The organism is Pelagicoccus sp. SDUM812002 (assembly GCF_031127835.1).
Taxonomy (GTDB): domain Bacteria; phylum Verrucomicrobiota; class Verrucomicrobiia; order Opitutales; family Opitutaceae; genus Pelagicoccus.
On record NZ_JARXHX010000030.1, the window covers coordinates 17,119 to 29,165 of the forward strand.

12 protein-coding genes are annotated in these 12,047 nt (G+C 56.9%); 3 read left to right on the plus strand and 9 right to left on the minus strand.

Features of this window, described 5'->3' with window-relative positions; genetic code table 11:
* Window positions 1–38 precede the first annotated feature (38 nt).
* The 4 genes from QEH53_RS22360 to QEH53_RS22375 form a co-directional block, all read right to left on the minus strand.
* Window positions 39–242, minus strand: a complete 204-nt coding sequence (locus QEH53_RS22360; RefSeq protein ID WP_309025459.1) for a hypothetical protein — start codon at window positions 240–242, stop codon at window positions 39–41.
* 341 nt (window positions 243–583) lie between these two features.
* Window positions 584–1,270, minus strand: coding sequence for a hypothetical protein (locus tag QEH53_RS22365; RefSeq protein ID WP_309025460.1), 687 nt, complete (start codon window positions 1,268–1,270; stop codon window positions 584–586).
* Between the two features lie 18 nt (window positions 1,271–1,288).
* On the minus strand, window positions 1,289–1,519 hold the full coding sequence (locus QEH53_RS22370) for a 50S ribosomal protein L11 methyltransferase (protein WP_309025461.1): 231 nt from the start codon (window positions 1,517–1,519) through the stop codon (window positions 1,289–1,291).
* A gap of 114 nt (window positions 1,520–1,633) precedes the next feature.
* Entirely contained in the window at window positions 1,634–2,551 is a 918-nt protein-coding gene (locus QEH53_RS22375) for an aldo/keto reductase (protein ID WP_309025462.1), read from the minus strand.
* 166 nt (window positions 2,552–2,717) lie between these two features.
* Between QEH53_RS22375 and QEH53_RS22380 the strand changes: the two genes are divergently transcribed.
* From QEH53_RS22380 to QEH53_RS22390, 3 genes are all read left to right on the plus strand, one after another.
* On the plus strand, window positions 2,718–3,998 hold the full coding sequence (locus QEH53_RS22380) for a hypothetical protein (RefSeq protein WP_309025463.1): 1,281 nt from the start codon (window positions 2,718–2,720) through the stop codon (window positions 3,996–3,998).
* Between the two features lie 84 nt (window positions 3,999–4,082).
* On the plus strand, window positions 4,083–4,916 hold the full coding sequence (locus QEH53_RS22385) for a DUF3667 domain-containing protein (protein ID WP_309025464.1): 834 nt from the start codon (window positions 4,083–4,085) through the stop codon (window positions 4,914–4,916).
* Window positions 4,917–4,982: 66 nt separating this feature from the next.
* Window positions 4,983–5,414, plus strand: a complete 432-nt coding sequence (locus QEH53_RS22390; protein ID WP_309025465.1) for a YchJ family metal-binding protein — start codon at window positions 4,983–4,985, stop codon at window positions 5,412–5,414.
* 43 nt (window positions 5,415–5,457) lie between these two features.
* Here QEH53_RS22390 and QEH53_RS22395 read toward each other — a convergent pair whose 3' ends face one another.
* From QEH53_RS22395 to QEH53_RS22415, 5 genes are all read right to left on the minus strand, one after another.
* Window positions 5,458–5,889, minus strand: a complete 432-nt coding sequence (locus QEH53_RS22395; RefSeq protein WP_309025466.1) for a PGPGW domain-containing protein — start codon at window positions 5,887–5,889, stop codon at window positions 5,458–5,460.
* Entirely contained in the window at window positions 5,889–8,000 is a 2,112-nt protein-coding gene (locus QEH53_RS22400) for a DUF455 family protein (protein WP_309025467.1), read from the minus strand. The genes QEH53_RS22395 and QEH53_RS22400 overlap by 1 nt, the downstream gene beginning before the upstream one ends.
* 5 nt (window positions 8,001–8,005) lie before the next feature.
* Entirely contained in the window at window positions 8,006–9,076 is a 1,071-nt protein-coding gene (locus tag QEH53_RS22405; protein WP_309025468.1) for a lactonase family protein, read from the minus strand.
* 170 nt (window positions 9,077–9,246) lie between these two features.
* Window positions 9,247–9,972, minus strand: a complete 726-nt coding sequence (locus QEH53_RS22410; RefSeq protein ID WP_309025469.1) for a hypothetical protein — start codon at window positions 9,970–9,972, stop codon at window positions 9,247–9,249.
* A 197-nt stretch (window positions 9,973–10,169) separates the two neighbouring features.
* On the minus strand, window positions 10,170–11,672 hold the full coding sequence (locus tag QEH53_RS22415; RefSeq protein WP_309025470.1) for an integron integrase: 1,503 nt from the start codon (window positions 11,670–11,672) through the stop codon (window positions 10,170–10,172).
* Window positions 11,673–12,047 lie beyond the last annotated feature (375 nt).

A 12,047-nucleotide genomic window follows, 5' to 3' on the forward strand; every position in this document is an offset into this window, starting at 1 on the left:
CCGAGCCAAGCGACCGCTGGACTTGGATCGGAGCAGATCTACAGCGCCCGGCCGTAGAAAACGCAGCGTTCCCAGTGGTAGCCGCTCTCGGTCTTCACACCGCATTGGCTGCAGGAATCGCAAGACTTCATCATGCTCGCAGACTCATATCCGGTGATATCGTTTTCATTGCACGCAAGCTCTAGCGTCACTTCGCGATGCACCGCATTGCAGACCTTCTCAACAACTCTCTCTTTTAGCATAGCTTTGGAGGTTTGGGGTTTTTACCAGAGGACCGGAGCAGAGATTTCTTTTCCAAAGATCCTATTCGAAAAACGGTTTGCAACTCCGCCTTCGCTTGGGCCTCTTCGAGAGCCAAGACGGCGCGGCCTACCGGTCGGTCGAATCGCCTCAATTAAACTGGCGATCGTCTTGTCTTCAATTAAGCCCGATACCGAACCATATCCACCGCGAACACCATCTATTCGTGCGATTGTAGCTAGGCTAATGGGATGAAGGAGATTTCCTAGTCGCCCTCGTCGCTTGCTGAAAGGCCTTCTGCGGCCGACCACTCCAAAGTTGCCTCTAACTCCCTAAGCCTACATTAACCGACCGTAAAACCGTAGCTCGTGTCTCCGATCGTCAAGTTCATCATGAGGCTTCTCGGCTCGATCGGATGGCGCGTCAAGTCATAGCTCAGCTCCAACTCGTCACCTGCCTTCACTGGGATCGGGGCGATGGCGAAGTAGGTTTGCATCCAATGCGTGGTCGCTTGGAAGGGGCTAGTATCCAAAATAACTGACGGCGTCAGTTCGGCAACGAACCAGCCTGCAAAGCCGTTTATCTTCCCGTCCCGATCAATTTTGAAGCGTAGCTTTCCATGTTGCCAAACGTCGTCCTTGGCAGCCTTGGCGAGGTCGAGCTTCACAAGGCCTTGCGGCTCGGCGACGATATCTGCCGCGGGGATTTCCGTCTTGATCGCGAGGGCTTGCTGCAGCTCGCGGCGCTCGAGGTGGGAAAAGTCGATGCCGTGGACCTTGTCCTTCCAGAAACCGGGACCCTCTATTTCGTAGAGCACCTTGGAATCCACCGGAGCCATCATCAGCTCCACTCCCGAGGGCAGCATTCGACCGCCGTCCTTCAAATTCGCGTCTCGGCAATTGATCACGTCGTCGAGCATCGTCTCGGCAAAGCCGAAATGCCCGAGCCACTCGCTGACAATGAGGTCTACCGGTTCCACCACATCGAAATTGGAAGCGTTGGCATTTACCACATCGATCTTGCCTGCCATGCCATTCCGCTCGACGGTCTACCGGGCAGCCGCTGCCACCGTGGATTGGTCCAATGCGTAGACCTTCTTCGCCCCCGCGTTGGCGGCCAGCATGGCGAGCAAGCCGGAGCCCGTTCCCACGTCAATCACCGTCTCTCCTCCCTTGATCGCCTCCTTGATGGCAGCAGCAAAGGCATCCGTACGGGGCTGGTCGGATACCATAAGTCGTTGAAGGCCTAATTCGGCGTAGGTTTCGAAGTAAAAGTCCACGGCAAGGAACTGCTCGGCCGAAAGAGCCTTGGCAATCGAAAACACGCGCTGCCCAAAAGGTAGCGCGCAGCTACAGCCGGCGACCACGCTGCAGGATCAAACGCTACGAGCGCCTCAAGGTACCTGCACCCCGTTTCTCGCTTCGAAAAGCCGATACCAATCCTCGTGCTCGTAATTGATTTCCAATGACTTCTTGGCCGTTCGTATGCGCTCTGGCGTAGTCGAGCCGACGATGGGTAAAATTCCAGCTGGATGCTTGAGTATCCAAGCCAACATGACAACCCAGTTCTCCACACTGTACTTCTCGGCCTGGCGGTCCAGCTCGACCTTGATCCGAGCTTCATCCTCTTGCGTAAAGGTGTTCCCCCAAGCAGGATAAGCGACCCCTCCGATCGGACACCAGGCTTGCGGCGTGACGCCGAGCTCCTGGCATTGGTCCAGGGTTCCGTCGAGCAGTGCATCCACATTATGGATATTTACCTCTACCTGATTCACGATCAACGGCATCGAGCAGCGAGATTGCAGCAAACGGTACTGGGAGGGCTTGAAATTGCTCACCCCGCAATGCCGGACCTTTCCGGAGTCTACCAAATCCTGCAGTGCTTCCGCAGTTTCGTCCGGATTGAACAGATAGTCGGGACGATGCAGTAGAAACAGGTCGAGATAGTCCGTCTTCAAGCGGCGCAAAGATCCTTCGACGCTATCGAGGATATACTGTTTGGAAAAATCGTAGCGCGCGGGCAGGCCTTCGCTGGGCGTATCCTTGAAGCGGACCCCGCACTTGCTGGTGATCAAGACGCACTCCCGGGTGATGGCGTAGTCGCTCATCGCCTCGGCGAACAGCTCTTCGCAGTGTCCCCCGCCATAAATGTCTGCATGGTCGAAGTGGTTATAACCCGCCTCGTGGGCCGCGAGGATTGCGTCCTTTCCCCGCTGCCGCGATTCGGGAGAATTGTCGCCCGAGATACGCATACAACCGTATACCAGCGGTGTTGAGTGGAGGGAACTCTTGCCAAGCTTAACTGTTTTCATGGGTGTTCTTAAACTCCTACTAAAAAGCGAGCTTCCCGCAAGCAAGTCGAAGGGTTTCGAGACTTGTGCTAGCGAAAGCTACTCGCACACAAGAGCCGATTTTTCCTTTAATTTGCAGCAACCCGAGGCAAGGTTCGCGGGTACTATCGCGAGACAGACGTTCACTATGTACCGATTATCCAACCGCCTCTCCGCCTGCCTCGCCCTTGCCGCCGTCGCAATCTCTCAGCTCTCACTCGCGAGGCCGAGCAACAAGGACCTCGATTTCGAGGACTTCTACGAGCTCGAGCCCATCCAAATCGTGGGACAGGAAATCCCCATCACCGTCTTCGCCCGATCTGGTGGAGACCGCAGCTACGCGACTCGCTTTGCCCATAAGGTCATAGAAGTCGCCTACGACACACTCGAAAAGTCACCCGGCCCCGGCTTAGTGATCATGGGCAAGTCCGGCGAGCCGCACCCCATTAAGCTTTTGGAGAACTTCATGGCCAAAGCCAAACGCGAGGAAGCTCCCGCCGAACTCCGACAGATCGCCGACGAGCTAGAAAAATCAATTGGGGAGTGGCGTGAAAAGATCAACTTCGACATGGAGAACGACGACGATGGCGAGGAACTGCCAGTCGATATCAATCAACTCATCGATGCCTTTCCCATGCCCATGCCGCCCATGGCCGCGCAGCTTTACCTGGTCGCCTGGGAGCTCGATTTCGATCCCGAGCGATTCGACCTCCGCCTCGCAGAAATCACCGCCGACGAACTGAGGCAGCAAGACTTCGACGAATTTCGCTGGGTCTTCTACCTGCCGCCCAAGAACACCCTCAACAAGGTGCTCAAGGAGGTCCTTCCACTCGCCTTCGAAGCCGGGGACCTCGGCCCCGTCAAACGCATGCTGGCACGCGCTGCCATAGCCACCTTCAAGCCCCTGATCAAAGACGCCGTCGAAGGCGTGCGCAAAGGCGTACTCTATTGGTCGGTCCTCTCGGCTAACGAAGCTGCCTTCAACGAGGGCGACATCGAACTGCTCGCCGGCAAGTACATGGAGTCCCAAATGCCGCGCGGCAAAATCCTCGGGAGCGACAAGACGGAACGTGGCATCGAGGCCACCCGAATCCAAAAGGCTGAAAACAAGGACTATGCCCGCGACCCATTTGTCGTCCTCGAACCGGTCGAAGCCTTCGACCCCGAAACCTTCACGCCTTTTTTCGGTCGCTACGGCGACGACGGGCACCGCAACAAGCGTTTCTTCGCGAAAGACGGTGCCTACTTCTGGCAGGAAGGCGACGACGAACCCATCGAGTACCTGCCTGCGGGTGACCTCTTTTTCGTCTCCACCCAAAAAGACGTTACCCTCCAGTTCTTCCCCGGAGAAACGCCCAGCTACAGCCAGGTCGAGCTCCGCAAAGGTCGCTTCCGCCACACCTTCGATCGACTCTTCGAGGAGGATTAAAAGCATAGAGGCACCGGCCATGGAGATTTAGCTCTTCACAATAGCAAGGGGGCTCACCAACCTCCCGCATCCTTCCCCTTGCCCGTGATACCCGATTCCCATTCCAAGCGCTGCCTCAACTGCGGCACCGACATCCACTCGGAATATTGCCCTAGCTGCGGCCAGCGCGACCTCGACTTCAAGAGGGACTGGCGCGGCCTCATCGGCGAGTATACCTCGTCTTTCCTCAATATCGACGGCAAGATCCCTCGAGGCATCATCCAGCTTCTCTTCCGGCCGGGAAGCATGACCATAGCCTTCCTAGCAGGTAAGCGAGCCAGCCAGATGCCGCCGCTTCGGCTTTACCTATTCGCCTCGCTCCTGTTTTTTCTCTGGTTTAGCTCCCAGCAGGACGCCGACCTCGTAGCGCCTCCTACCGCAAGTTCCGAAGTCGCTCCCATTGCAGAACAGCAGATATCCAACGGATCGAACGGCGTCGTCCTCGCATCGAAGATGCAGGAGAAGTTCGAAAGTCCCGAAGCCTTCCTCAGCGCCTTCAATACCTGGCTGCCGCGCGTTTTCCTGCTCGGCGTCCCCACCCTTGCCCTCGCCACCCGTTTGGTTTTTCGCAAACGCGGATTCGTCTACCTCGAGCACATCATCATATCGATGCACCTGCAGACCTTCCTGCTGCTTTGGGTCTTCTTGGTCGGAGTCCTTTCAGACTTGATATCCTTCGCTTCTCCCAGTGTCGGTAGTATATTCTGGGCCGTATTCATTTGGTGGATTCAGCTGTATCCTGTATTTGCCCTCAAACGTATCTTCGGCCTGACTTGGATTAAGGCCGTCTTCGCCGCTATATTCCTCGAACCAGTATTCTTTCTCATGCTCGCAGCAGGCGTTTCCCTTGTCCTGCTCATCGCGTTCTTCTGGGCCTAAGCAAAGATAAGCTGAGGCAGCTTAGTGCTTCACATTCCCGAAAAGCCCCTCCATCTCCTATTTGAAATGACCGAAGAAACCCCGCGCCCACCTACTGCCAGAGAAGCTTCCCTCTGCCCCTGCAAGAGCGAGCTCAACTACAACATCTGCTGCCAGCCGTTTCACACCGGCAAAGCCAAGCCCGAAACCGCCGAGCAGCTCATGCGCTCGCGCTACAGCGCCTACTTCTTCCGCAAGCCGGACTACCTCTTCGAAACCACCCACCCCGACACTCGCGACTCAAATCTCAAGAAGGAACTCTACGAAAGCATCAACGACGTGAACTGGAGCTTCCTCACCATCGTCAACACCACCCGCGGCGGCAAAGACGACAAAACCGGCAAGGTCGAATTCATCGCCGAATACTTCTCCAACGGCGAACCCTTCGAAATGCACGAGCTCTCCCGCTTCAAGCGCTACAAAGGCGCGTGGAAATACCTCGACGGCAAAAGCGGCTAAACCGCTCTGGAGGGACGGCTTCCACGCCGTCCGCCCTGCAGGATCAACCCGGCAATTCCAATGGCGGCTTATCCGCCTTCTTTCGTATCCAGTTTATGGAACGCTTCACATTTCCGGTCGTGACGATGCGCAATTGCAGCCGCCTCTTTCCCGGAAAGTCGAGCAAACCCACGCCCAAAGCGATAGTCAGCAAGCCCTGTCCGGGTAATACCAGCATCGCGATTCCTGCCAAAAGCATCAACCCGCCAAGCCCATTCTTGGCGATCCGACGAGCCAAACGCCACGGCGTCCGCGGTATCACTCCTCCTTGCTTCCGCACGAAAAAGTCAGCCTCCATCTTCACCACGGCAATAGGCACCGCGATCAAAGAGCCGACGAAGGTGGCCACGCTTATCACCACCAGCCACATCACCAAAACCTGGTCCTCGTCGAAAGCGGCCACCAGCCAATCCCAAATATCTCGCAGCGCCTCCATCACAGTGGCAGCTCCACAAACGACCGGCGAACATGATAGAGAGCCAGAAAATGCCGCGCTTGTCGCGCGTCGTTCAAAGACAATGTGCCCGACTCGATTCGCGGCTTCTTTTCCTCGGACAGCCTAAGCGGAAAACCTTGGGCGTACCCATCGCTCAGCCCCGTCAAGTCGGCCGCACCTCGTTTTTTCGCCTGCGCTTTGGTGACCACTTCGAAAAAGCCGAGCGACGTTGCCGCGTTTCGTTTACCGAGCTCCCACGCAACCCGCCCCATCGTGTAGCGTAGGTTGATTTCCACTACAGGCTTCAGTTGCAACATACCTTCCCAATCTCTATAAATAAACGCATCGATACCCAGCGGTCCCTTATATCCCACCGCCGAGAGCCGTGCCCCCAACTCGGGAAGCAAGACATCCTCGTACCATTGATACAGCCGTGGCCTACCCTCCACTCGCTGCATGATAAACTTCACGACCTCCGGTTCCAAGCCTTGGCAAAACCCATTCGTCACGATTCCGCGAAACTGCCCTCGGACATTATTCACCAATCGTGTATAGCCCACCACCCGGAGGCCCTCCTCACGCATCTCCAACTGCACCGAAAAATCGAATACGCGCTCCAGCCACGGCTCCACCACCACTGCTCCTTGCTCAGCCCAAACCTTTTCCATCCAGGACTTCAGCGGCGTCCCGATTTCCTCATCCTTCGCCAATCGACGCATCCCGTTAGCCGCCGTGCCAAACGGCGCCTTCAACGCTATAGACTCGTATCCCCGCTCCGCGATTCGCGCTCGTAAGGAAGCAACTTCGTCATGATTCGAGGCCGATATGCCAAAGATCGACCGCTCTCCAATCCACTCCCTATCAGCATCGCTTTCCAAGAAATCCGCAGCCCAGCGAGCTGCCCAAACCTTCGAATGGAGCTCTCTGATTTTCGCATTCCAGAGCGTATCCTCTTTTTCTGGACGCGTGACTTGAGAGAATATATCGGATAGAAAGCGCACGCTATCCGGCGTCCACGCCCAGGGACGTAGCCCGCCTAGCTTCCGATCCAACGCTGGAGCCTTCCTCGACTCTGGCTTCCCGAAGCAAAAGATCTCCGGCAAATCGATACCCGCAGCTTTGAGCGACTTCAGGAATCCCGCCGACGGCTGCTCCTGTATCAGCAGCACGTCGTCCCGCTTCGATAAGTAGGCGGGCAAGAAAGCTAAGTCATCCTGCACTACAGACCCACCGATCTCAAACCCGTCCGTAGCGTCCAGGGCCGCGAATCGCTCCGCGTCAGGATTAAACCAATACACATGAGGAGTTCGCCCTCTCGACTGGCTGAAGACTTCTAGGTCTTTTATGAACGAAGTATCGAGTCCTGCTTCGCTACGCCCTTCCTTGTTGAAGAGATTCCCCTTGGCCCGCGCTGGCGAAAGCGGAAACGCCAAACGCTCCCGAAACGCTTCCCAGTCCGTCTTCCCTTCTGCTTTCCAGCGGCGAAACCATTTGAGGCCGAACCCAACGTGATCGATTTCGTCGCGGTAGATCTTGTCGAGAATGCTTGCCGTCGCTCCGTCTCCCACCGCCTCGAAGATCTTCCCGTACTCGCGGGAGTAGTCGAGATTCGCCTGTTCAAAGGTCAGCGAAAGCCGCGTCACGTAGTCGAGCGGATCCTCCATCGAAGAAACGCTGCGCCAAAAATAGTCGCTCAAAGGCAGCTCACCAAATTCCACGCCGCACTGCTTCATGCGATGCAGGTAGAGCTGCGTATGCATCTGTTCGTCCTTCAAGGTTTCCAGCAATCCCCTGCGGAAGCTGGCCGGGGCGTCTGGAAACTTCAGAATCGCTAGAGCCATCAGCTCAGTCGCCAGCAATTCATGGTTTCCGAAAAAATGCAGAAGCCGCCCGCGCTCCCTCTCGTCAACCAGCTTGGATTGGCTTGGATGGCTCGCCTTCACCCCATTCTCGCGCAAGACCAGGTGCCGCGGACGAGAGAGTTTCTTGGGGGTCTTGATTCCATCTCCACGCACCGTATCCACGATTTCCTCACGCGGATAACTCAGCTTCTCCTCCATGGTCGTGCCAAACAAAACCTGTTTGGCGAATTCTTCCAGCTGTATTGCCATATTAACTACAGGCGTCCCCACGCTCGCACGCACATTGGGGCCTTCACCTCGATCCGCGAATCCGTGGGCTCAAGCTCGCCAGTATTTTGATCGATCGAGAAAACCCGTAGCTCGTCCGAGTGCTGGCCGGCCACGATCAGCCACTTGCCGCTATCGCTTATCGTGAAATTCCTGGGCCACTTCACACCAGCCCCCTGCTGTTCCACCTTCGTCAACATTCCCGTTTCGGGATCCGCGGAAAAAGCCACCATCAAATCCAAGCCCCGCACCGCTGTGTAAACAAAGCGTCCACTCTCGTGGACTTGTATCTCCGAAAGACTGTTACGCCCGCTCGCTGCCTCGTCTTCGACCGTAGCGATGTATTGCAGCGGGCTGAAGCGTCCGCTTCGGGCATCATAGTGGAACGTATTCACCGCAAGGTTCAGCTCTCCGCTCACGTAGGCCAATCCAGAGCCGCTGTCCAACGCCATGTGCCGCGGCCCTGTGCCGCGCGGAAACTTGACCCTGTGCTCCAGCGAGATCGCCTCCACCGAGTCGCCCACCGCGTAGGTCCAAATCTCGTCCGAGCCGAGATCGACCGAATGCAGCAGCTTGTCCTCGTCCGCAAAAGCCACCCAGTGCGGGCGCGACTGCTCCTGCGAATGGGCCGGACCACTGCCCCACTGCTCCAACTGAATTAAACGGCCCGAGATGCGGCCATCCGACTCCAATTCGAAAACGTAGTTCGACCTCCCTCCCCAATGAGCCCCCGCCAAGAAACGACCGTTAGCGCTCACCGCCAAATGGGCATTCCCCGATTCGACTAGCTGAAAGCTCTGCACCTCCCACTCGCCCTCAGCTCCACCAGCTTGCAAGGACGCGTAACCCAAGCCCTGGTCATTCCTATAGCTGGAGTACAAGATGTCCAACTCCGGATGGATCGCCAAAAAGCTGCCCGATCCGAACGCGCAAGCCAAGTCCGGCTCCGAAAGCTGACCACTCTCGTCTTCCAGTTCGCTGCGATAGACTCCACCCGCTCCAGCGATCCAAATCGGCTCCGCCTGGGCGACGCCAAAACCGACTATTGCAAGTAACAACGAAGGAAGACAGGGGATATATTTCACGATTCGAACTTGTAAGAAACGCTCTCGCCGTAAAGCCGCTTCTTTCCCCGCCCCCAACAAACCCGGGAGGGACGGACTCCACACGGCCCGCAATGCCCGATCCATCGCACCGGCCGCCATACAAAACCCACCATCACCTCGCTTCAGCTAATCAGAAGCAACCTAGCCGGATCCCCTGGCCGTGTCGTAGGGGCGCGATGGATACAAGGCGGCACTGGGCTGCCTGGACACAAAGTGGCGATACGCCACATATTTCCAAATCCAAACGAGTAGGCACTCGCCCCGGCCCGCATACGGTAGTGCAAGTCATAAAAACGCTCCCTTAGAAACTCCAGAAATCCCGCATCGTCCTCGCCCCCATATTCCGCCAACACGGCCGCCCGAACGTGTGGGAAGTCGACATAGCGCTGCACGTCCGCGTTACGCGCCCCCTCCGAGCACGCCACCGTGTAGCTGCACAAGTATGTGTCCATCGGCTCGGTAGCGCTGTCCGCGTGGAAATCGTACACGTCCACCGGCACCGCCCCCTCCACTGCGCTGCGCGGATAGCCCGGGATGCAATCCAAGCTCGGCTCTAGCCCCGCCCCGCGCAGCAACGCCAAGTCCTCGATCAACCGGTCTCGCGCCACCGCTCCCGGTTCGCTCAAATCCAGCGACTGCAGATCGTCCTCCTCGAGGGTCGTGATCTCGTCCAACTCGCCGATCACAGAAACGATCTCGTCAAAGTCGCCAACTAACTCCCGCTTCCAGCAGATCGCATTCACCATTCCCTCGAAAGGCGTTTCCACCAACTCACGAAAACTACCGACATAGCGAACACAATTCAAAGCGTCGCCAGACAGGGAAAAGGAAACGGGACTTGCACTCATAGCCGCAGCTATACCCCAACAATGACACGAATCAAGCCCATCCCTGGAGGGACCGCTTCCACGCCGTCCGCGCTTCAGGATCCATCACGTCGTCAACACCGCATGATCCACCCTTCGCTCCCATATTGCAGGTCACCATCACCCACCCCGCCAGCTTCTCAGCGCCTTACACCAAGAGAAGACTGCCACCGGCACCCTCAGAACGCCGCCCCTGCATCCGCCTCGCCGCTACCCAGTGCCAAATCGTCCACCGGGCTCACCACATGCAAGCCCGGCCGATTCATCACATGCGTGTAGATCATCGTCGTTTCCACCGACGCGTGCCCCATCAGCTCCTGCACCGTTCGAATGTCGTAGTGCTTCTCCAACAAATGCGTCGCGAACGAATGTCGCAGGGTATGCGGCGTCACCCGCTTCATGATACCTGCATCCCGCGACGCCTTCTTTACCGCTTCCCTCAACATCCGGTCAGTCATATGGTGACGGCGGTCCGCATCGCTCCTCGGGTCCTTCTGCATCCGCTTGCTTGGGAACAAATATTGCCAGATCACGTCCGTGCTCGCCTTCGGCCACTTCTTCGCCAGATTCGGCGGCAAATAAACGTCGCCATACCCGTCCTTCAAGTCCTTCGCATGCTGGGACTGAACGAACTCAACCTGCCGCTTCAAGGCAGGCACCAGCGACCTCCCAAGCGGCACGACCCTATCCTTCCCACCTTTGCCATTGCGCACCAAGATCGTCCCGTATTCGAAATCCAGGTCCTTCAAACGCAGCCTCACCCCCTCCATCAGGCGAAGTCCGCCGCCATACAATAGCTCCGCGGCCAGTCGCGTTTCGCCCTTCATCTGCAGCAGCAGTCGCTGTACCTCGTCCACGCTCAAAACGACCGGCAGGTTCTTTCGCCTCCGCCCCCTCACGAATTCCGAGAAGTCCAAGGCCTCAAGCCCCAAGGTCTTGGTCACCAAAAACGAAACCGCGTTCAAGGCTTGCCTCTGCGTGTTCTCGGAAGCGCACTTGTCGACCGCAAGGTAGTCCATGAAGCCCACTACCGCGCTCTCGACCACGCCAGCGAGCCCGCCTACCTCAGGAGCCGTGGCCTCCTCCACCGCCACCTCACTCCACCAGTCCGAAAACCGCTTGCACCACTGCTCGTAAGTCTTCTCCGTGCGGATCGAGTGCCCCCGCTTGCGGCATTCCGCCACCACCAACTTCCGCCACTTGGAAAAGCGACCCGCCAACCGACTGTCCAGCAGCCACGGCCTCGGCAACTTCGGGACTGTGGACACGACACCCGGCCTACGCTCAACCGTCCCACCCAAATCAAGACGAACCTTGGATTCATTCCACTCCGAGCGCTTCGCCTCGCCAGAGCCCGCCTCCAATCCAGACCCGCCGTCCTTCCTACCAGACGCCTGAAATCCCGCCACCTCGCCAAGCCACTCGATCGACACCCTAGCCTGCTCCACTTTCCACTCCTCAATCTCCCAGCTCTCTCCAATGAACCGGCAAAACGAACCAACGACCCCCATCGAAGGGGCTGTCGCCGGCAACTCGCCCCGGTTGCGACGCTCCAGATAGACCACAAACCTCTTGATCCAATAGGCCGTCCAGCGCCGGCTAGGAGGAGGGTTTTCTTTTGAATTCCAAGCGGATCGAGCACGATTCATCCACTGCGGAGCAACGCCGGCAGACTTCTTCATAACATACAAGGGGCTGAGGTTTCGCCTAGAGTAACAGGTCTAAGCGCAAAACAGATTAACGAACGCGTACTTCCACTTATTTTTACCTTGTGTCAAGACCCCAATCCGACAATCTCCCAAAAGTCGCTTGTGACAAAATATCCAATACCCGAAAAAGTGCATATGACCCCAGAACCGCACATATCCACGACCATAGCCGGATATTCTACCCACTTAACCGTTGAAAACCGAAAATATCATCAGAAGTGATATGTGCACCAAAACTACATAGAATACTACTGATGGGGAGAGATAGAAATTTCAAATATAACCAACGAGGCGACGTATCCATTTTCTAATTCTACAAATAAGAAAGATCTCCTGCATTGTTGAGAT